General features: G+C 68.6%; 19 protein-coding genes. 6 read left to right on the forward strand and 13 right to left on the reverse strand.

The features are described from left to right. Nucleotides 1-3: 3 nt before the first annotated feature. Both fadD12 and A5764_RS13800 read left to right on the forward strand, forming a co-directional pair. Nucleotides 4-1,635: an acyl-CoA ligase FadD12 gene (gene fadD12 / locus A5764_RS13795; protein WP_067114056.1), complete on the forward strand. Its 1,632-nt coding sequence runs from the start codon at nt 4-6 to the stop codon at nt 1,633-1,635. Beyond that, nucleotides 1,635-2,906: an alpha/beta hydrolase gene (locus A5764_RS13800; protein ID WP_067114057.1), complete on the forward strand. Its 1,272-nt coding sequence runs from the start codon at nt 1,635-1,637 to the stop codon at nt 2,904-2,906. The genes fadD12 and A5764_RS13800 overlap by 1 nt, the downstream gene beginning before the upstream one ends. Nucleotides 2,907-2,958: 52 nt before the next feature. On the opposite strand, the gene A5764_RS13805 is transcribed toward A5764_RS13800, so the two are convergent. The 9 genes from A5764_RS13805 to A5764_RS13845 are packed head-to-tail and all read right to left on the reverse strand — an operon-like array spanning nt 2,959 to nt 12,245. Continuing rightward, nucleotides 2,959-4,350, reverse strand: a complete 1,392-nt coding sequence (locus A5764_RS13805) for a wax ester/triacylglycerol synthase family O-acyltransferase (protein WP_067114058.1) — start codon at nt 4,348-4,350, stop codon at nt 2,959-2,961. Nucleotides 4,351-4,371: 21 nt separating this feature from the next. Next, on the reverse strand, nt 4,372-5,349 hold the full coding sequence (gene whiA / locus A5764_RS13810) for a DNA-binding protein WhiA (RefSeq protein WP_067114231.1): 978 nt from the start codon (nt 5,347-5,349) through the stop codon (nt 4,372-4,374). Beyond that, nucleotides 5,346-6,422, reverse strand: a complete 1,077-nt coding sequence (locus A5764_RS13815) for a YvcK family protein (protein WP_067114059.1) — start codon at nt 6,420-6,422, stop codon at nt 5,346-5,348. Before A5764_RS13815 ends, whiA begins: the two co-directional genes overlap by 4 nt. After that, a complete protein-coding gene (gene rapZ, locus A5764_RS13820) occupies nt 6,419-7,330 on the reverse strand; it encodes an RNase adapter RapZ (RefSeq protein WP_067114060.1) in 912 nt (303 codons plus the stop codon). The genes A5764_RS13815 and rapZ overlap by 4 nt, the downstream gene beginning before the upstream one ends. Continuing rightward, a complete protein-coding gene (gene uvrC / locus A5764_RS13825; RefSeq protein ID WP_067114061.1) occupies nt 7,327-9,270 on the reverse strand; it encodes an excinuclease ABC subunit UvrC in 1,944 nt (647 codons plus the stop codon). Before uvrC ends, rapZ begins: the two co-directional genes overlap by 4 nt. Nucleotides 9,271-9,317: 47 nt before the next feature. Further along, nucleotides 9,318-9,992, reverse strand: coding sequence for a sensor domain-containing protein (locus tag A5764_RS13830; protein WP_067114062.1), 675 nt, complete (start codon nt 9,990-9,992; stop codon nt 9,318-9,320). Between the two features lie 18 nt (nt 9,993-10,010). Then, nucleotides 10,011-10,475 (reverse strand): PH domain-containing protein, encoded by a 465-nt coding sequence (locus A5764_RS13835; RefSeq protein WP_067114063.1) that lies wholly within the window; start codon nt 10,473-10,475, stop codon nt 10,011-10,013. Continuing rightward, complete coding sequence (gene ribH / locus A5764_RS13840; protein ID WP_067114064.1) at nt 10,472-10,954, reverse strand: 6,7-dimethyl-8-ribityllumazine synthase; 483 nt, start codon at nt 10,952-10,954, stop codon at nt 10,472-10,474. The genes A5764_RS13835 and ribH overlap by 4 nt, the downstream gene beginning before the upstream one ends. A gap of 13 nt (nt 10,955-10,967) precedes the next feature. After that, complete coding sequence (locus A5764_RS13845; RefSeq protein ID WP_067114065.1) at nt 10,968-12,245, reverse strand: bifunctional 3,4-dihydroxy-2-butanone-4-phosphate synthase/GTP cyclohydrolase II; 1,278 nt, start codon at nt 12,243-12,245, stop codon at nt 10,968-10,970. 382 nt (nt 12,246-12,627) lie between these two features. Here A5764_RS13845 and A5764_RS13850 point away from each other — a divergent pair, with 382 nt between their 5' ends. Then, on the forward strand, nt 12,628-13,002 hold the full coding sequence (locus A5764_RS13850; RefSeq protein ID WP_067114066.1) for a hypothetical protein: 375 nt from the start codon (nt 12,628-12,630) through the stop codon (nt 13,000-13,002). Nucleotides 13,003-13,102: 100 nt separating this feature from the next. On the opposite strand, the gene A5764_RS13855 is transcribed toward A5764_RS13850, so the two are convergent. Beyond that, nucleotides 13,103-13,639, reverse strand: coding sequence for a hypothetical protein (locus A5764_RS13855; RefSeq protein WP_067114067.1), 537 nt, complete (start codon nt 13,637-13,639; stop codon nt 13,103-13,105). A 413-nt stretch (nt 13,640-14,052) separates the two neighbouring features. Here A5764_RS13855 and A5764_RS13860 point away from each other — a divergent pair, with 413 nt between their 5' ends. After that, a complete protein-coding gene (locus A5764_RS13860) occupies nt 14,053-14,847 on the forward strand; it encodes a DUF4239 domain-containing protein (protein ID WP_231989712.1) in 795 nt (264 codons plus the stop codon). Between the two features lie 148 nt (nt 14,848-14,995). On the opposite strand, the gene A5764_RS13865 is transcribed toward A5764_RS13860, so the two are convergent. Beyond that, the gene (locus A5764_RS13865; protein WP_067114068.1) at nt 14,996-15,598 is read right to left on the reverse strand and encodes a riboflavin synthase; all 603 of its coding nucleotides are present in this window, start codon (nt 15,596-15,598) and stop codon (nt 14,996-14,998) included. Between the two features lie 84 nt (nt 15,599-15,682). Between A5764_RS13865 and A5764_RS13870 the strand changes: the two genes are divergently transcribed. Then, entirely contained in the window at nt 15,683-16,390 is a 708-nt protein-coding gene (locus A5764_RS13870) for an LppX_LprAFG lipoprotein (RefSeq protein ID WP_067114069.1), read from the forward strand. Next, nucleotides 16,387-17,949, forward strand: coding sequence for an MFS transporter (locus A5764_RS13875; RefSeq protein ID WP_067114070.1), 1,563 nt, complete (start codon nt 16,387-16,389; stop codon nt 17,947-17,949). The genes A5764_RS13870 and A5764_RS13875 overlap by 4 nt, the downstream gene beginning before the upstream one ends. A gap of 42 nt (nt 17,950-17,991) precedes the next feature. Here A5764_RS13875 and ribD read toward each other — a convergent pair whose 3' ends face one another. Both ribD and rpe read right to left on the reverse strand, forming a co-directional pair. After that, complete coding sequence (gene ribD, locus A5764_RS13880; protein WP_067114071.1) at nt 17,992-19,026, reverse strand: bifunctional diaminohydroxyphosphoribosylaminopyrimidine deaminase/5-amino-6-(5-phosphoribosylamino)uracil reductase RibD; 1,035 nt, start codon at nt 19,024-19,026, stop codon at nt 17,992-17,994. After that, nucleotides 19,023-19,730 carry a ribulose-phosphate 3-epimerase gene (rpe, locus tag A5764_RS13885; RefSeq protein WP_156664684.1) on the reverse strand — a complete coding sequence of 236 codons (708 nt, stop codon included), beginning with the start codon at nt 19,728-19,730 and terminating at the stop codon, nt 19,023-19,025. The genes ribD and rpe overlap by 4 nt, the downstream gene beginning before the upstream one ends. Between the last annotated feature and the right edge of the window lie 2 nt (nt 19,731-19,732).

Raw genomic sequence — 19,732 nt, forward strand, 5'->3', positions numbered from 1 at the left:
GCCATGGCATCTCGCATCAATCAGGCCCTCGGGGTCATCACCACCCTGAGCCGCGCCGGCATGATCGCGCCGATGCGGCCCGACCGCTACCTGAGGATCGCCGCCGCCATGCGCCGCGAAGGCATCGGCATCACTTCTGGTTTCGCCGGCGCGGCGCAGCGCTGCCCCGACCGCCCCGGGCTGATCGACGAGCTGGGCACGCTGACGTGGCGGCAGCTCGACGAGCGGATCAACGCGCTGGCAGCGGCGCTGCAACAGGGTCTTCCCGGCTCATCGGCCGGAATGCCGAAGGTTGTCGGGATCATGTGCCGCAATCACCGCGGTTTCGTCGAGTCGTTGGTGGCCGCCAACCGGATCGGCTCCGACATCGTGCTGCTCAACACGTCGTTCGCCGGGCCCGCGCTGGCCGAGGTGGTCAACCGCGAGGGCGTCGAGGCGGTCATCTACGACGAGGAGTTCACCGAGACGGTGGACCGCGCGCTGGCCGACCGGCCGGACGCCACCCGCATCGTGGCCTGGACCGACGGGCAGCACGAACTCACGGTGGAGAAGCTCATCGCCGACCACGGCGGGCAACGGCCCGACCGCAGCGGCCGCAAGGGCCGGATGATCCTGCTCACCTCCGGCACCACCGGAACCCCCAAGGGCGCCAACCAAACCGGTGGTAACGCCGGCATCGGCACGCTCAAGGCGATCCTGGACCGCACGCCGTGGCGCGCGGAGGAGCCGATCGTGATCGTGGCGCCGATGTTCCACGCGTGGGGATTTTCGCAGCTGGTATTCGCCGCGTCGATGGCCTGCACGGTGGTCACCCGGCGCAAATTCGACCCAGAGGCGACGCTGGATCTTATCGATCGCCACCGGGCGACGGGCCTTGCCGTGGTACCGGTGATGTTCGACCGCATCATGGAGCTCCCCGCCGACGTGCGAAACCGATACAGCTGCAAGTCATTACGCTTCGCCGCGGCTTCCGGCTCGCGGATGCGGCCCGATGTCGTCATCGCGTTCATGGACCAGTTCGGCGACGTGATCTACAACAACTACAACGCCACCGAGGCCGGCATGATCGCCACCGCCACCCCGCAGGACCTGCGCGCGGCGCCCGACACCGCCGGCCGCCCGGCGGGCGGGACCGAAATCCGGATCCTGGACTCCGAATTCAACGAACTGCCGTCCGGCGAGGTCGGCACCATTTATGTCCGCAACGACACCCAGTTCGCGGGATACACCTCGGGTGCCACCAAAGATTTCCACGCCGGATTCATGTCGTCGGGTGACGTCGGGTACCTGGACGAGGCCGGGCGGCTGTTCGTCGTCGGCCGCGACGACGAGATGATCGTCTCCGGCGGAGAGAACGTCTACCCCATCGAGGTGGAAAAGACGCTGGCGGCCCATCCCGAGGTGGCGGAGGCCGCGGTGATCGGCGTGGACGACGAGCAGTACGGCCAGCGGTTGGCGGCGTTCGTGGTGCTGACCCAGGGCGCCCAGGCCACCCCGGACACGCTCAAACAACACGTGCGGGAAAACCTGGCCAACTACAAGGTGCCGCGCGAGATAACGGTGCTCGACGAACTCCCCCGCGGCAACACCGGCAAGATCCTGCGCGCCGAACTGCAGGCGCGGGTCAGCGGCTGATGCGGCTGACAGCGAAAATCCGGAGGCCCCGGCCGCTGCTGCGCGCGGCGGTCGAATTGGCCAACGCCGCCAACGGATTACGCCCGCTGGCCCGCAAGGGCTACACCACCGTCTTGGTGTTCTGGTTCGGCTGGCCGACGTCGGAGGTGCCCGGCATTTACTTCTCCGCCTCGCTGCTGGACGCGTTGCGGCGCGGGCGCCGCGGCGACTTCGCCGGACGACAGGGAAAGGCGGCGCTGGCCCTGACGGCCGCGTCCTGGGCCATCCTCGGGGCGATCCGCTACCGCGGCGTCACCACCCCCGGTCCCGTGCTGGAGGCAGGGCTGCGCGACCAGCTCGGGGACGACTACGCCGAGGCGCTGAGCGACCTGCCCCACACCAAACCCACCCGCAGCGGGCGGCGCAACCTGCCCCTGGGCAACACGGTGGCGCGCCGGCGCTATGTCGAGAAGACCAACGTGGTGTCCTACGGCCCGCACGGCAGGGCCAACCTGGCCGACATCTGGCGCCGCCGCGACCTGCCGCGCGACGGCAAGGCGCCGGTGCTGCTCCAAGTGCCCGGCGGCGCCTGGGTGATCGGCATGCGCCGTCCGCAGGCCTACCCGCTGATGAGCCACCTGGCCGCCCGGGGATGGGTGTGCGTGTCCATCGGCTACCGCGTGTCGCCCGTGCACACCTGGCCCGACCACATCGTCGACGTCAAGCGCGCGCTGGCCTGGGTCAAGGAGAACATCGCCCGCTACGGCGGGGATCCCGACTTCGTCGCGATCACCGGCGGGTCCGCCGGGGGCCACCTGTGCGCGCTGGCGGCGCTGACCGCCAACGACCCGAAATATCAGCCCGGCTTCGAAGACGCCGACACGTCGGTGGTCGCCGCGGTCCCGGTCTACGGGCGCTACGACTGGTTCTCCACCGAGGGCGACGGCCGCCCCGAATTCGTGTGGCTGCTGGAAAAGTTCGTCGTGAAGCAGGAAATCGCCGAGCGCCGCGACATCTTCGTCGATGCGTCGCCGATCCGGCGGCTGCGGGCCGACGCGCCACCCTTCTTCGTCCTGCACGGCCACGACGATTCCCTGATCCCGGTCGGCGAGGCGCAGGAGTTCGTCGACGAATTGCGGGCGGTGTCGAAGTCCCCCGTTGCCTACGCCGAATTACCGCACGCCCAACACGCTTTCGACATTTTCAGTTCCCCGCGGGCGCACCGATCCGCCGAAGCCGTGGCGCGGTTCTTGTCGTGGGTGTACTCGACGAATCCGCCCGAGCGCGAGTAGCCCCGATGGCGGCGACCCGCTTCGCCCGGCTCCGCCGCCCTCGCGATCGCCGCTAGCCGCTCAGCGCCGCGGCCTTTTCGAGCTCGGTCAGCGCCGGTTCCATCGCGTCGGCCATCTCGTCGATGTCGTTGGCCACCTCGGGCGTGGTCACGAACCCGAAGTCCAGGTAGTCGGTATAGGAGAAGCAGGTGATGTTCAGCGCCACGTCCATGATGGGCGGCCCGAGCGGCACCAGCGAATCCAGCCTGGCACCCGCCATGTACAGCGGGAACTGCGGGCCCGGGACGTTGGACACAACCAGGTTGATGGGCGCGAGGTTTCGCGACAGCCCGGTCGCCGTGTAGGCCCGCGCGGCCAGGTGCAGCAGCCCGGGCGGTGTGGTCTCGGTCAGGCCCATGATCTGATGCGCCGACAGCGCCTCGGCCATCAACTTGGCGCTCTGGGTGCTTTCGTGGATGGTCAGCAGCCGCTCGGCCGGGTCTTCGATGTCGGTGGCTAGGGACGCGGTCATCGAGCCGATCTGGTTCCCGACGTCGCTCTTGCTCTGGTCGGTCCGGGTTGACACCGGGATCTGCGCGATGAGCGGCTTGGCCGGCAGCTCACCACGCTTCTCCAGGTATTCGCGGGCCGCGCCGGCCACCAATGCCAGCACCACGTCGTTGAGCTTGACGCCGTAGGCGTCCTTGACGGCCTTGGCCCGGGCCAGCTCGACGCGGCAACCGGTAACCCGCCGGTGCGGCGAGACCGACGCGTTGAACCGGGTCTTGGGCGCCTCGAAGTAACCCGGCGGCTTGCTGCTGACGCTCAACGCGGCGACCTGCTGGCGCACCGTCTGCTCGAGCAGGCGGGCCACGCGGAACGGCGTCTTGACACCCAGGTTGATGAGCGCGCCCAGCGCGCGCCGCTCCAGCCCGGGAAGCTGAAATCCCACCAGCGACCCGACCGCCTCCTCCCGCGACGGCGGGCGAGGTTCCGGCGTGACGTCCAAAAGGATTTCACCCAACCCGGCGCCGGACACCCCGTCGACGATGGCGTGGTGCATCTTGGTCAGGGTCGCGATCCGGTCGCCCTCGACCCCCTCGATCACCCACAGCTCCCACAGCGGCCGGGAGCGGTCCAGCTTGTAGGACATCAGCCGGCCCACCAGCTCCTCGAGATCGCAGCGGCCGCCCGGAGCGGGTACGCCGATGCGGCGGAGGTGGAAGTCGATGTCGAGTTCCTCGTCCTCGACGAACCACGGCCGGTCCAGCCCGAGGGGCGCGCCGGTGACCCGCCAACGCAACTGCGGCAACTCGGGCAGCCGCTCGATGAGCATTTCGCGCAGTCGGGCAAAGCTGTAGTCGCAGTCGCTGGGATCACAGATCGCCAGCGCTCCGACATGCATGTGCCAGCCCGCAGTTTCGGCAGACCAAAACGCCGCATCGACACTCGAAAGCCGCTTCATGCCGGGAACGTTAGCCCGCGATCAGGCATCCTCCAATAGGTCCGGCGTCACCGCCGACTCGGTGTCCGGGATGCCGTCGACCTTGGCTTTGCGGTCGGCCATGGACAGCAGGCGCCGAATGCGCCCGGCCACAGCGTCTTTCGTCATCGGCGGGTCGGCGAGGCGGCCGAGCTCCTCGAGGGAGGCCTGGCGGTGCTCGACGCGCAGCTTGCCGGCCGAGGCCAAGTGGTCGGGGACGCTGTCACCGAGTATTTGCAGCGCGCGCTCCACCCGGGCGGCCGCCGCGACGGCGGCGCGCGCCGAGCGGCGCAGGTTGGCGTCGTCGAAGTTGGCCAACCGGTTGGCCGTCGCCCGCACCTCGCGGCGCATCCGGCGCTCCTCCCAAACCAGGCGGGTGTCCTGGGCGCCCATCCGGGTCAGCAACGCGCCGATCGCCTCGCCGTCGCGCACCACCACCCGGTCGGCGCCGCGCACCTCACGGGCCTTGGCGCTGACCCCCAGCCGGCGCGCCGCGCCCACCAGGGCCAGCGCCGCCTCCGGGCCCGGGCAGCTGACCTCCAGGGCCGACGAACGCCCCGGCTCGGTCAGCGAACCGTGCGCCAGAAACGCCCCCCGCCACGCCGCCTCGGCGTCGGCGATGCTGCCGCCGACCACCTGGGCCGGCAGCCCGCGCACCGGGCGCCCCCGCATGTCGAGCAGCCCGGTCTGGCGTGCCAGCGCCTCGCCGTCGTTGGCCACCCGCAGCACGTAGCGGGTGCTCTTGCGAATCCCGCTGGCCGACAAGACATGAACGACGGCGTTGTAGCCGTAGAGCTCGAAGATGTCCTTGCGCAGCCGGCGCGCGATGTTGCCCAGGTCCACCTCGGCCTCGACGACGACCCGGCCCCCCACGATGTGCAAACCGCCGGCGAACCGCAGCAGGGATGTGACCTCGGCGCGACGCGCGCTGACCGACTTCACTACCAGGCGGCTCAGCTCGTCCTTGACTTCGGTCGTCATCGCCACGCGTCGTCACCCCTCGGTCCGCTGGCGGCCGGTCGGTTCACGCCGGCCTCTGGACTTTCACCGTCGACCCGAATCTCGGTGGTGGTCTTGGTCGAAGGGGTTTCGGGGCTTTTCTGTCCCCCTCGGACCCCGTCCAGCGCCGCCGCAAGCTTCCCCGGGTCATGTAAAGGTGTACCAGGTCTGGCCACGTCGGCGAAGTGGACCTCGGCTTGTAACAGCGTTGCGGTGCGGCGCAGTTGCTCACGCTCGCGCTCGCTGGGCACCCGTTCGGCGTCGATGATGATGTCGTGCACGGTGAACCCGGGCGCGTGCTGGGCCAGCACGTGCAGATGGCGCTCCACCGAGAACCCGGCCGTCTCCCCCGGCTCGGCCACCAGGTTGAGCACCAGCGCCCGCCGCGCGCTGGTGGCCCGCAGCGCCGCCGCCAGGCCTGGCACCAGCACGTGCGGGATCACGCTGGTGAACCACGACCCCGGGCCCAGCACCACCAGGTCGGCGGCCATGATGGCGTCGACGGCCTGCCGGGTCGCCGGCGGGTTGTCCGGCATAAGGCGCACCCGCCGCACCTTGCCGGGCGTGGTCGCGATCGCCACCTGGCCGCGGATCAGCCGGAACATGCGCGGGTCGGTTTCCAGACCGGACACGTCGGCCTCGATCTGCAGCGCGATCGGGCACATCGGCAGCACCCGGCCCTTGACGCCGAGGATGCGTCCCAGCTCGTCGAGAGCGGCGACCGGGTCGGCCAGCACCTCGTTGAGGCCGGCCAGCAGCAGGTTGCCGATCGGGTGGCCGGCCAGGGCGCCGGTGCCGCCGAATCGATGCTGCAGGATGGTCGCCCACAGCCGCCCGTATGGGCTGTCAGATGCCAACGCCGCCAACGCCATTCGCAGGTCGCCCGGCGGGACCACGTCCAGTTCGCTGCGCAGCCGGCCCGACGAGCCACCGTCGTCGGCGACCGTGACCACCGCGGTGACATGGGGCGTCAGCCGGCGCGCCGCGGACAGCGTGGCGTACAAGCCGTGGCCGCCCCCCAGCGCGACGATGCCTTGGTTTGCCGGTGAGCTCATTCGCGACCCAGATCCCGGTGCAGCACCCGCACCACCAGCTGCGGGTTGCTGCCCAGCAGCTGCATCAACGCCTCGGCGATCGCCACGCTGCGGTGCTTGCCGCCGGTGCAGCCGATGGCCACGGTCATGTAGCGCTTGCCCTCCCGGCGGTAGCCGTCGACGACCAGGTTTAGCAATCGATGGTAAGCGTCGAGGAACTCCGCCGCGCCGGGCTGGCTCAACACGTAATCGCGCACCGCCGGATGTTGCCCGGTGAGGGGGCGCAGATCGTCGACCCAGTGGGGATTGGGCAGGAAGCGCACGTCCATCACCATGTCGGCGTCCATCGGCAGGCCGTACTTGAAGCCAAAGGACTCCAGGGTCACGCTGGTGGACGCGCCGATCTCGCCGCCGAACGCGCGCTCGATGCTCTCCCGCAACCCGCGCACCGAGAGCGTCGACGTGTCGATGATCAGGTCGGCGGTGGCGCGGACCGGCGCCAGCATCCTGCGCTCGGCGGCGATGCCCTCGGCCAGGGTCTGCGCGCCCTGCAGCGGGTGGCTGCGGCGGTTCTGTTCGTAGCGGCGCACCAGCATGTCGTCGGACGCCTCCATGAACACCACCCGCGGGCTGATGTTGCGGGTGGCCAGCTCGTTGCGCACCTCGTCGAGGTCACCGGTGAAGCCGCGCGACCGCACGTCCATCACCACCGCCAGCTGGGTGATCCGCGAACCGGCCGCCAGCCCGAAATCGACCATCCGGGTGATCAGCTGGGGAGGCAGGTTGTCGGCCACGTACCACCCGAGGTCCTCGAGGACCTTGGCCGCCGTACCCCGCCCGGCGCCCGAGAGCCCCGTCACCAGCACGACGTCGATGCCGGCCGCACCGTCACCCGCGTGGTTATCGGTGAACTCGCCTTGGCTCGTCATTCCGCGACCCCGGTCTGTTCGGGTCGCAGCGCCTCGAGGACGGCGGTGGCGGTGGCCACGCCGATGCCCGGAACGGCGGTGATCTGGTCGACGGTGGCCTCCTTGAGCCGGGCTATCGATCCGAAATGGGTTACCAGCGCCTTGCGGCGATGTTCTCCCAATCCTGGCACCGAATCCAGCGCTGAGGCGGTCATTCGCTTCGATCGCTTGCTGCGATGGTAGGCAATGGCGAACCGGTGCGCCTCGTCGCGCACGCGCTGCAGCAGGTAGAGCCCCTCGCTGTTGCGCGGCATGATGATCGGGTCCGGCTCCGAGGGCACCCAGATCTCCTCCAGCCGCTTGGCCAGGCCGATCACCGCGACGTCGGTGACGCCGAGCTCGTCGAGCACGGCGCTGGCCGCGTTGACCTGCGGCGCGCCGCCGTCAACGACATAGAGATTCGGCGGGTAGGCGAACCGGCGCGACTTTCCTTCCGCGGAAAGCAGATTCGGGTCGTTCTGCTCGGACAGGTGCCGCGCGAACCGGCGCCGCGTCACCTCGGCGATGGAGGCGACGTCGTCCGAGCGGCCCCGGCCCGCGGCCTCCCGGATGCCGAAATGCCGGTAATCGGATTTGCGCGGCAGCCCGTCCTCGAACACCACCAGCGAGCCCACCACGTCGGTGCCCTGCACGTGGCTGATGTCCACGCATTCGATGCGCAGCGGCGCGTCGGGCAGGCCCAGGGCGTCCTGAATGTTCTGCAGCGCAGCCGATCTGGCGTTGAAGTCGCCGGCCCGCTTCAGCTTGTGTTGCTGCAGCGCGTCTTTCGCGTTGCGCTGCACGGTTTCGGCCAGTGCGCGCTTGTCCCCGCGCCGCGGCACCCGCAGCGTGACCCGCGAACCGCGCAGGCCCGACAGCCAGCTGGACAGCTCGTCGGAGTTGGACGGCAGACACGGAACCAGCACCTCGCGGGGCACCGGGTTGGCGGATTCGTCGGCCGCGCCCCCCAGTTCGGCCTGCTCCCCGTAAAACTGGGTCAGGAACTGCTCGACCAGCCGCTCCTCACCGGATTCGCCGGGATCCCCCGACTTTTCGACGATCCAGCCGCGCTGGCCGCGGACCCGGCCGCCGCGGACGTGGAACACCTGCACCGCCGCTTCCAGCTCGTCGTCGGCGAACGCGACCACGTCGGCGTCGGTTCCGTCGCCGAGGACTACGGCCTGTTTTTCCATCGCCCGCTTGAGCGCGCCGAGGTCGTCGCGCAGCCGCGCGGCCCGCTCGAAGTCCAATCGCTCGGCCGCGGCGTTCATCTGCTGTTCCAGCTCGCGGGCGAAGCGGTCCGTCTTGCCGGACAGGAAGTCGCAGAAGTCCTCCACGATCTGGCGATGCTGCTCGGCGCTGACCCTGCCGACGCAGGGCGCCGAACATTTGTCGATGTAGCCGAGCAGGCACGGGCGGTCGATCTGCTTGTGCCGCTTGAACACTCCGGCCGAACAGGTCCGGGCCGGGAACACCCGGGTGAGCAGGTCCAGCGTTTCCCGGATGGCCCACGCGTGCGAGTACGGCCCGAAATACCGAACCCCCTTGCGCCGCGGCCCGCGATAGACCATCAGCCGGGGAAACTCCTCGTTGAGGGTGACGGCCAACACCGGATACGACTTGTCGTCGCGGTAGCGGACGTTGAAGCGCGGATCGAACTCCTTGATCCAGTTGTATTCCAGCTGGAGCGCCTCGACTTCGGTGTTGACCACCGTCCACTCGACCTTGGCCGCCGTGGTCACCATCTGCCGGGTCCGCGGGTGCAGGCCGGCGACGTCGGCGAAGTATGACGTCAGCCTGCTGCGCAGGCTCTTGGCCTTGCCGACGTAGATGACCCGCCCGTGCACGTCCCGGAATCGGTAGACGCCCGGTTCGACCGGAATGGATCCGGGCGCGGGGCGATACGTTGCGGGATCTGGCACGTACCCAGGCTAATAGGCCGTAACGACGTCAACCGTTGTAGTCGTCGTCAGACGGTCCGGCGGTCGATCAACGCGCGTCGTTTCGACGCCCACTCCGACATCGGGAACCCGGGCTTGGTGTCGCAGGCCGACAGCATCAGGGCCACCTTGGCGGCCACCGCCAGCCCGTAGTCGCAGGTCCAATCCGGCCGGGTCATGGTCCATACCAGGACACCGTCGTCCGTCGTACCGAAGAAGCTCAGCCGCATCGACCGAAATTCCCCGAGGGGCGCCACGCCGACGGCATCGCCGTGGCACTGGGCCAGGGCGGCGAAGCCCTTCGAGACCACGGCGCGGGTCTTCTGGGCATTCTCGTAGACGTCGACCGACTCGGCATACAACGCCGGGCCGCCCACCCGGTAGGCCGACTCCGCGTGGGCCGAGGAGCCGGCGGGTAGCAGCGGCGAACCCTTGAACAGCAGGGCCGCCAAGCATTCGGGTGGCCGGGCGCTGGTGAAGTAGCTGTCGTCCACCCCGGTCGCGGTCACGGTTCCGAGCGGAGTCCTATCCCGGTCCTGCAACAGCAGGTCACGCGCCGAGATCGAGGTGTGCGTCAGCGCCGGCACCCCCGGCGGTGGCGGACCGGAGGTCCGAACGGCCCGGCCCGTCACCGATGTCGCGCACGCGGTCAGCGCCAACGCGGCGATCACCGACGCGCCGGTCGCCCACAGATGGCGTGCCATCGGGCGATCCTATAGCGCTCAGGGCAGGTCCGGACGGTATTTGGCCAGCAGCGACCGAACGGTGTCCATGGCGTCGACGGCGCGCTCCTTGTCGGCGGCCTGGATCGCCATCAGCGGAAGGTACTCGTCGTCGGGCAGGTCGATCCGCGCCCAGCGGCTACCGGACGGAAACGACACACCGACCACTTCCGGCCAACGAATCAGCCGGTAGCCCAACAGGTTTCGCACCGAAAGCCCGGACGGGCCCACCCGCAGCCGGGGCCGTGCGAACAGCAACACGATGCCCGCAATGATCAGGCCCAGAACGGCCATCGCCACCTGGTCGGAGGTCTGGAAGATCACCCCGCTGGACCTCATCTTGAGCAGCACGCCCACCGCGATGTGTGCTGCGGCGATCATAAACGCAGCGGAGTAGATGAACAACGGCGAGCGGTGGGGACGCACCTCGACGTCCCAAAGCTCCCCCTTCGGCGGCGACGTCACGACCGAGCGCGCAAGTCGCGCAGGGTCAGCGCCGCGGTGAGGGCGGCCCCGACGGCCTGAGCGCCTTTGTCCTCGACCGAGGTCGGAAGCCCGGCCCGGGCCAGCGCCTGTTCCTCGGTGTCCGTGGTCAGCACCCCGTTGGCGACCGGCGTCGACGCATCGAGGGCGACCCGGGTCAGCCCCTGGGTCACCGAATCGCAGACGTACTCGAAATGCGGTGTCTCGCCGCGGATCACGACGCCCAGGGCGATGACGGCGTCGTGGTTGGAGGCGAGCTGCTGCGCCACCACCGGAATCTCGATCGCCCCGAGCACGCGCACCACCGTGGGGTCATCGATGCCCGATTCGGCGGCGGCTTTGCAGGCCCCGGCCAGCAGCGCATCGCAGATTTCGGTGTGCCAGGTGCTTGCGACGATGCCGAGCCGCAGACCGGACGCGTCAACCGCCGGTAATTCCGGCACGCCGGCGGCAGGACTCATTTAGCGCCGCGCCTCACAGAGCACCGCCGAATTCCCCTGGCAGATGCACCGATTCGTGAAAGTCGTCCAGCCCAACCAGGTCGTGACCCATCTTGTCGCGCTTGGTCATCAGGTAGCGGATGTTCTCCGCGTTGGCCCGCACCGGAAGCGGCACCCGCTCGATGATGTGCAGCCCATACCCGTCCAACCCGACCCGCTTGGCCGGGTTGTTGGTCAGCAGCCGCATCGAGCGGACGCCGAGGTCGACGAGGATTTGCGCGCCTATCCCGTAATCCCTTGCGTCGGCGGGCAATCCGAGCTTGAGGTTGGCGTCCACGGTGTCGGCGCCGGCGTCTTGCAGCTGGTAGGCCTGCAGCTTGTGCATCAGGCCGATGCCGCGGCCCTCGTGGCCGCGCATGTAGAGCACTACGCCGCGCCCTTCGCGCGCCACCATCGCCATCGCGGCGTCGAGTTGCGGCCCGCAGTCGCAGCGACGGGAACCGAAGACGTCGCCGGTCAAGCATTCCGAGTGCACCCGGACCAACACGTCGTCGCCGTCGGCGTGTGGCCCCGCGATCTCGCCGCGAACCAGCGCCACGTGCTCGACGTCCTCGTAGATGCTGGAGTAGCCGATCGCGCGAAACTCCCCGTGCCGGGTCGGGATCCGCGCCTCGGCGATCCGCTCGATGTGCTTCTCGTGTTTGCGCCGCCACTCGATCAGGTCGGCGATGGTGATCAGCGCGAGATCGTGTTCGTCGGCGAAGACCCGCAGTTCGTCGGTCTGGGCCATCGAGCCCTCGTCCTTCTGGCTGACGATCTCGCAGATCGCCCCGGCGGGCTGCAGCCCCGCCATCCTGGCGAGGTCCACGGCCGCCTCGGTGTGGCCTGGCCGGCGCAACACGCCGCCGTCCTTGGCGCGCAACGGAACCACATGGCCGGGCCGGGTGAAATCGTCGGCGACGCTGGTGGGGTCGGCCAAGAGCCGCATGGTTGTCGCGCGATCGGATGCCGAGATTCCGGTGCCGACGCCGTTTTTCGCGTCGACGGTGACCGTGTAGGCGGTGCCGTGTTTGTCCTGGTTCACCGCGTACATCGGCAGTAGCCCGAGCCGGTCGCAGATCGCGCCGTCCAGCGGCACACACAGGTATCCCGAGGTGTAGCGGACCATGAAGGCCACCATCTCCGGCGTGGCCATTTCGGCGGCGAAGATCAGATCGCCTTCGTTCTCGCGGTCCTCGTCGTCGATGACGATCACGGCCTTACCGGCCGCAATGTCGGCAACCGCCCTCTCGACGGAGTCCAACCTCGTCATCGCTTCTGCCTTGCTGTCGGAGGGCCCGGGTGGGAAGCCCAAGTGTTGCATCCAGTATGAACCACCGCGGCGGCGCTGTTATTGCCACCGCTTTTCCGGGCGCGGCCGTTCCGTCGGGCGCCCCGGGCCGACCCACAGAGCGATCGCAACGAGGCCGTGCCACCGAGCCGTGCATCACCGTCGCGGGCCGCTATTAATGACGGCCAGTGCAATTAACGCATTCGCAATGCGCATTTCTAGCAGCGTTGCCGAACGGGCTTGACCAGGTGATATGCGGCCGCACAGGTTAGGCGGATATAAGTGCCAGCTGAGAATAAAATTTGAATTTTGCGAAAGGGTAAATGGCGTTTTGTGCGCATTTTCAGCGGGAAGCCTGACGGACATGAATACAAACACGCAACACACAGGACCGTGGCGCCGCCTGTGCATTGGCGCGGCGGCGGCCGGCGGTATAGCCGCATCCATGCTGGGGCTCGCCTCGGGTACTGCCCAGGCCGCGCCCCCGCCCGCGCCCGCGTATCACCACCACTGGTGCCCGGGCGACGCGTGGGACCAGGGCTGGGGTCCCTACCAGAATTGGAACAACTGCCGTGACTGGGACGACAACTACGGCGGCCCGGCGGGCTATGGCATGCCCCCGCCGTGGGCGCGGCCGATGCCGCCGCCACCGCCGTGGGCGCCATGGGCCCAGGTCGTGTGGAATCCCGATGTGAATGACTGGGGATTCTGGAACGGCCCGGTTTGGGTCCGGCTGTAACCAGGCGCACGACCTGATCTAAAGCAGGCCCCTGCAACGGCGAAGGACAGCCGCTGCTAGGGGTCTGCTTTCATCAACGGCTCCGAGCTGGTGTCGCACATCATCGTGGCGGATGCGCCTGCTCCGGGTTCGGCGGCAAGGGCGTCGTCACGTCCGGCGGTGGGCCGCCCACGTCCGGGTTCGGTGGCTGGTCCCCTTGCGTCTGGTCGTACTGCTGCGGCGGGGCGTCGTGCCCGACGCAGACGTTGTCCTTGGGGTCGATGTTGACCTTCAGGTTCGCCTTCCACGCACCCGGTGGGTTCGGAGGTATCGCTCGCGTCTGGTCTGGGCACTCGAAGCTGCAGGAGTATTCCTCTGCGCCGATGCCGACCCCGGGCGCGGCAACCGACCCAGGGCCGATGATGTCAAAGACGCTGAACCGACCGGTTTGGCAGTGCCAGTGGGACCCGTTGACCTCCACGGGGAAGTCGCAGTAAGCGCCGCTGCCGCCGAAGCCGCCACCACCAACACCCACACCGGGGTAGTCGCACGGATACCGCGGGGTGTCCGCGTGCGCCCCAGTCGCCTGTGCGCCGATCACCCACGCCAGTGCTGCGACGACGAGCACCCACAGCCGGACTTTGACCCAGCCCCGCATCTGACCTCCCAGAGATAGCAGACGCGCGGCAGGGACCGACCGGCCTTGGCCTGCTTAAAGAGTGACATCGGTGGTTCCCTTCTCGGTGTTACACGGGCGGTTTGCCGCCCCAGCAACGCGTGGTCCATGCGCTCGACGAAAGGCGACGTGGCCCGGCGCTTTGCCGTCCCCACCCGTCAGCGACGGGCGTTCAGTGAGTTTGCTGAACGTGAATCTGACTGTGGCACAGTCTCATTCGCCACATCTGCCGCATCAGGCCGCGTCGGGGGAGCCGCAAGACCCACCGGGCCCGCAACCCGCGGGCGTTGCGGCCGCATCGCCGCGGTTGAGAGACTGACCGCGCAATCCACGCGCGGTGTAATAGCAGCCCGCCTGGGATTGTCCGGGGTGATGCTGGGCAGGAGTGTGGCGTGTTGAGTCGTTGGATCTTGAGCAACGTCCCGTCGTGGCTGGTATTACTCGGCCTCGTCGTCCTCCTCGCAGGCGGAGCAGTACTTGTCCAGATGTGCGTCCGGCATCGGTTCTCCCGGCTCAAGGGGGACCAGCACAACGATGCGATACGGTTCGCCTTCGGCGTCGTCGGGTTCGTGTTCGCGTTCTTCACCGGTTTCGTCGCTTCCGCGATGTGGGGGCAAGTCAACAATGCCGACGTCAAGGCGCGGACCGAGGGCGCGGTCGCGGTGCAGATGGCCAGGGACCTGACCGTGTTCGACAAGGGCGACAGCGACCGCATCCGACAGAGCTTGGTTGACTATGAACGTGCCGCCATAGCTGAGTGGCCCATAGCGGCGAACGGCCATTCGTACCCTGAGGCCGAAAACGCTCTCAAGCGCCTCTCCACCGCATACCAGGAAGTCCAGCCGCGCACCGACACACAAAAGACGTTCCTCAGCACGTCTTTCACCAACCTCGACAAGATCAGTCAGGCCCGCACAGAACGCGTACTGCAGGCCCGGACGGACAAGGGCCCACCGTGGTCATTGTGGGCGGTGATCTTGCTGACCAGCGGGCTGCTGCTGGGCTGCGCGATCGTTTATGGCGTTGAAGAACCCGTCATGCACTACGCCGTGGTCGCGATCGTGGGCGTGCTGGTAGCCGCCAATCTGTTCCTCGTCTTGGAACTTTCGCACCCGTTCATCGGCAAACTCGCAACCTCCGCAGAACCGCTGCGCGACGTCATCCATTTCCTGTCGTCACCCCCGTCGTAGTCGCGATCCTCGCGTGCCCGCCCTCGGCAGCAAGGAGAGGGGATCGAAAACTTGGTTCGAGCGCCCCGGGGTCATCCCCGCAGACGACGGGTACCACCTCTACGCTCCCGTCAATGGCCAGACTCCGAACGTTTGCGCTGGTAGTGGCCTATTTCCGCGACATCAGCCGCTCGACGTATTTGGCGATGACGTCGACCTCCAGGTTCACCTGCGTCCCGACCGGCGCCCGGCCCAGCGTGGTCAACTCCCGCGTCGTCGGGATCAGCGACACCTCGAACCAGTCCCGCGGCTCGGCGCCCAGCCCGGAGACCGTCAGGGAAATCCCGTCGACGGTGATCGACCCCTTCTCGACGACGTAGCGGGCCACCTCCGGGGGGATCTCGATGCGCACCACTTCCCAATGCTCCGAAGGTGCCCGGGCCACGATCCGGCCGGTGCCGTCGACGTGCCCCTGCACGATGTGACCGCCGAGCCGGCTGTTGACCGCCGCAGCGCGCTCCAGATTCACCCGGCCGCCGGGTTGCAATTCGCCCAGGGTGGACCGGTTGAGGGTCTCCCCCATCACGTCCGCGGTGAATTGGCCGTCCGCCAGCAACTCGGCGACCGTCAGGCAGACGCCGTTTACGGCGATCGAATCGCCGTGATGGGCGTCGGCGGTCACCACGGGCCCGCGAATGGTCAGGCGCGCGGCATCTGCGAGGACATCCCGGCCGGTTAGCTCTCCGAGTTCCTCGACAATTCCGGTGAACATTGCACCAGGTTAATTCGCCCGTGCGCGGGGTACCGGCCCCCGCGTTTTCAGGGCCGGTCACCCGCACCCTCTACGATGCTGGGTATGCAGACCCGCCACCGTCTACTGGCCGTCCTCGCTTCCCTAACCCTCACCACCGCATTGATCGCCGGATGTTCGTCGGGCCCGAAGCAGAGCGGCGCGCCGCTTCCCGACGCCACGACGCTGGTCAAGCAGTCCGCCGAAACGACCAAGAACGTGAAGAGCGGCCACCTCGTGTTGACGGTGAGCGGAAAGATAACGGGGATGCCGATCAAGGTCCTGACCGGTGACCTCACGGTCGCACCGGCCACCGCCGCGTCCGGGAACGCCACCATCACACTCGGGGGGTCTGACATTCAAGTCGACTTTGCGGTCGTCGACGGCGATCTGTACGCCACACTGACGCCAAACAAGTGGAGTGATTTCGGCAAGGCCTCCGACATCTACGACGTCTCGGTGATCCTGAACCCGGACACCGGGCTGGGCAACGCGCTGAACAACTTCAGCAACGCCAAGGCCGAGGGCCGCGAGACCATCAACGGGCAGACCACGATCAAGGTCAGCGGAAACGTCTCGGCGGACGCGGTGAACAAGCTGGTGCCGCCCTTCAACGCGTCGCAGCCGGTGCCGGCCACGGTGTGGATCCAGGAGACCGGCGACCATCAGCTGGTACAGGCCAACCTGCAGAAGAGCTCGGGCAACGCGGTCCAGATGACGTTCTCCAACTGGGGCGAGGCGGTCAACGTCACCAAGCCCCCGGTGAGCTCATGACCGCGCAGACGGGACGCCGCGTCGCGATCAGCGCCGGCAGCCTCGCGGTGCTGCTGGGTGCCCTCGACACCTACGTCGTGGTCACCATCATGCGCGACATCATGCACGACGTCGGGATCCCGGTTAACCAGCTGCAACGGATCACCTGGATCGTCACGATGTACCTGCTGGGCTACATCGCCGCCATGCCGCTGCTGGGCCGGGCCTCCGACCGATTCGGGCGCAAGCTGCTGCTGCAGGCCAGCCTCGCCCTGTTCATCGTCGGGTCGGTGGTCACCGCGCTGGCCGGCCATTTCGGCGACTTCCACCTGCTGATCGCCGGCCGCACCATCCAGGGCGTGGCGAGCGGTGCCCTTTTGCCGGTGACCCTCGCCCTGGGCGCCGACCTGTGGTCGCAACGCAACCGCGCCGGCGTGCTGGGCGGCATCGGCGCCGCGCAGGAGCTCGGCAGCGTGCTGGGCCCGCTGTACGGCATCTTCATCGTCTTTCTGTTCCACGACTGGCGGTATGTGTTCTGGATCAACGTCCCGCTGACGCTGATCGCGATGGTGATGATCCAGTTCAGCCTGCCGGCGCGGGAGCGCACCGAAGAGCCGGAACGGATCGACCTGGTCGGTGGCCTGCTGCTGGCGCTCGCGCTGGGCCTTGCGGTGATCGGGCTGTACAACCCCAACCCCGACGGCAAACAGGTGCTGCCCAGCTATGGCCTGCCGCTGGTGATCGGGGCGGCGGTCGCGGCGGTGGCTTTCGTGGTGTGGGAGCGCGTCTCGCGCACGCGGCTGATCGATCCGGCCGGGGTGCGCTTCCGGCCGTTCCTGGCCGCGCTGGGCGCGTCGTTGACCGCGGGCGCGGCGCTGATGGTGACGCTGGTCGACGTGGAGCTGTTCGGGCAGGGCGTGCTGCAGATGGACCAGAACCAGGCGGCCGGGCTGCTGCTGTGGTTCCTCATCGCGCTGCCGATCGGCGCCGTGCTGGGCGGGTGGATCGCCACCCGGATCGGCGACCGGTTAATGACCTTCATTGGGCTGCTCATCGCCGCCTACGGGTATTGGCTGATTCACTACTGGCGCGAAGACGTCATGGATCACCGGCACAACATTTTCGGGTTGTTCAGTGTGCCCGCGCTGCACGCCGACCTGCTGGTGGCCGGCCTCGGGCTGGGCCTGGTGATCGGGCCGCTGTCGTCGGCCGCCCTGCGAGTGGTCCCCGCCGCCCAACACGGCATCGCCTCCGCGGCGGTGGTGGTGGCCCGCATGACGGGCATGCTGATCGGTGTGGCCGCGCTTACCGCGTGGGGCTTCTACCGGTTCAACCAGATCGTGGCCGGGCTCACGGCGGCGATTCCGCCGAACGCCACCCTGTTCGAGCGGGTGGCCGCCCAGGGCTCGATGTACCTCAAGGCGTTCGCGATGATGTACGGCGACATCTTCGGAGTCACCGTCGTCATCTGTGTGGTGGGAGCGCTGCTCGGCCTGCTGGTCGGCGGCCGCAAGGAACACGCCGAGGAACCCGGGGTCCCCGAGGAGCGGGCCGCAACAAGCCCAGCAACCACCCCCTGAGCGCCGCGGCGGGCCGGGCGAGGCGGGTCGCCGCCGTCAGCGCTAGTTGCCGTGCGGCACCAGGCTAAGCACCAGATCCGGTCCGGCCTGGTCGATGCCGTCGAAGCGCCAGCGCAACGCCCGCGTGATAGTGGACACCCCCACGTCGTCGACGGCGATGTTCGGCCCGCCCACCAGGATCGGCGCGACGTAGGCCAGGATGCGGTTGATCGCCCCGGCCCGCAGGAAGGCGCCGGCGAGCGTGGGGCCGCCCTCGAGCAGCACATCGGTGCGGTCCGACAGCGCCTTGATCACCTCCATGGGGTCGTGGGTACGAATCACCATGGTGCGCGAATCGTCGTTGAGAACCTTTGCCTCCGGCGGCATTTCACGCATGCCCACCACCACGCGCAGCGGCTGGCGGTCGGCCAGCGAGCCGTCGGGCAGCCGGGCGGTCAACGCCGGATCGTCGGCCAGCACGGTGCCCGTGCCCACCACGATCGCGTCGGCGATGGCGCGGCGACGGTGTAGGTCGGAGCGGGACGCCTCGCTGGAGATCCACTGGCTGGTGCCGTCGGCGGCGGCGCTGCGGCCATCGATGCTGCTGGCGTACTTCCACGTCACATGCGGCAGCCCCGTCCGCGTCTTGTGCAGCCACTCCCGCAGCGGCCCGACGGTCACCTGATCGGCCAGCACGCCGGACCGCACCTGCACGCCGGCCGCCTGCAGCCGGCCCGCGCCCCCGCCGGCGATCCCGTTCGGGTCGGCCACGGCGTACACCACCGCGCTGACCCTCGCTTCGATCAGGGCGTTGACGCACGGCGGTGTCTTGCCGTAGTGATTGCACGGCTCGAGCGTGACCACGGCGATGCCGCCGGCGGCCAGGCCGCCGGCCCGCCGCAGGGCCAAGACCTCGGCGTGGTCGCCGCCGGCCGGCTCGGTGGCGCCCACCCCGACCACCCTGCCCTGGGTGTCGACGATCACGCACCCGACGGGTGGATTCGGGTAGGTGGTGCCCTTGACGTGGTAGGAGTGCTCGATCGCCAGACGCATGGCCGCGTCGAGGCTGTCGACCGACTGGCTCGAGGGCTGGTTCATGCGCGTAGGTGCGGTGACGCGGCGGCGGCTTGCCGCCGCAACGCCCCGACCGCGGCCTCGGGATCCTCCGCCCCGTAGACCGCCGACCCGGCGACGAAGCAGTCGACGCCGGCTTCGGCGGCCTGCTCGATGGTGTCCTCGTTGATGCCGCCGTCGATCTCGACCAGGATGGTCAGCTCCCCCGCCTCGATCATTTTGCGGGCGGTGCGGACCTTGCTCAGTACCTCGGGGATGAAGCTCTGGCCGCCGAAGCCCGGCTCGACCGACATGATCAGCAGGGTGTCGAAGTGCGGCAGGATTTCCAGGTAGGGCTCGAGCGGCGTCCCCGGCTTCACACTGATCCCGGCTTTGGCGCCCGCGGCGCGAATATCGCGCGCCACCCCGACGGGATTGTCGGTCGCCTCGGCGTGGAACGTGACGTTGTAGGCGCCCGCCTCGGCGTACGGGGGCGCCCAGCGGTCGGGATCCTCGATCATCAGATGGCAATCCACCGGGATGGCGGTGGCGGCCAGCAGGCTCTCCACCACCGGCAGGCCGATGGTCAGGTTCGGCACGAAGTGGTTGTCCATCACGTCGACGTGCAGCCAGTCGGCGCCGCGCACGGCGGCGGCTTCGTCGGCGAGTCGGGCGAAATCTGCGGACAGGAGCGACGGGGCGATCAGAGGTCCCGGTGGAGGTCCCGCATTGCCAGGCATGAGCGCCAGAC

Origin of the sequence: Mycobacterium sp. 852002-51057_SCH5723018, assembly GCF_001667035.1 — a bacterium.
In the GTDB taxonomy this organism is placed as follows: Bacteria; Actinomycetota; Actinomycetes; order Mycobacteriales; family Mycobacteriaceae; genus Mycobacterium.

Coding starts and splice junctions, on each gene's coding strand:
- fadD12 (WP_067114056.1), top strand. CDS start 4: ATGGCATCTCGCATCAATCAGGCCCTCGGGGTCATCACCACCCTGAGC.
- A5764_RS13800 (WP_067114057.1), top strand. CDS start 1,635: ATGCGGCTGACAGCGAAAATCCGGAGGCCCCGGCCGCTGCTGCGCGCG.
- A5764_RS13805 (WP_067114058.1), bottom strand. CDS start 4,350: ATGAAGCGGCTTTCGAGTGTCGATGCGGCGTTTTGGTCTGCCGAAACT.
- whiA (WP_067114231.1), bottom strand. CDS start 5,349: ATGACGACCGAAGTCAAGGACGAGCTGAGCCGCCTGGTAGTGAAGTCG.
- A5764_RS13815 (WP_067114059.1), bottom strand. CDS start 6,422: ATGAGCTCACCGGCAAACCAAGGCATCGTCGCGCTGGGGGGCGGCCAC.
- rapZ (WP_067114060.1), bottom strand. CDS start 7,330: ATGACGAGCCAAGGCGAGTTCACCGATAACCACGCGGGTGACGGTGCG.
- A5764_RS13830 (WP_067114062.1), bottom strand. CDS start 9,992: ATGGCACGCCATCTGTGGGCGACCGGCGCGTCGGTGATCGCCGCGTTG.
- ribH (WP_067114064.1), bottom strand. CDS start 10,954: ATGAGTCCTGCCGCCGGCGTGCCGGAATTACCGGCGGTTGACGCGTCC.
- A5764_RS13845 (WP_067114065.1), bottom strand. CDS start 12,245: ATGACGAGGTTGGACTCCGTCGAGAGGGCGGTTGCCGACATTGCGGCC.
- A5764_RS13850 (WP_067114066.1), top strand. CDS start 12,628: ATGAATACAAACACGCAACACACAGGACCGTGGCGCCGCCTGTGCATT.
- A5764_RS13855 (WP_067114067.1), bottom strand. CDS start 13,639: ATGCGGGGCTGGGTCAAAGTCCGGCTGTGGGTGCTCGTCGTCGCAGCA.
- A5764_RS13865 (WP_067114068.1), bottom strand. CDS start 15,598: ATGTTCACCGGAATTGTCGAGGAACTCGGAGAGCTAACCGGCCGGGAT.
- A5764_RS13870 (WP_067114069.1), top strand. CDS start 15,683: ATGCAGACCCGCCACCGTCTACTGGCCGTCCTCGCTTCCCTAACCCTC.
- A5764_RS13875 (WP_067114070.1), top strand. CDS start 16,387: ATGACCGCGCAGACGGGACGCCGCGTCGCGATCAGCGCCGGCAGCCTC.
- ribD (WP_067114071.1), bottom strand. CDS start 19,026: ATGAACCAGCCCTCGAGCCAGTCGGTCGACAGCCTCGACGCGGCCATG.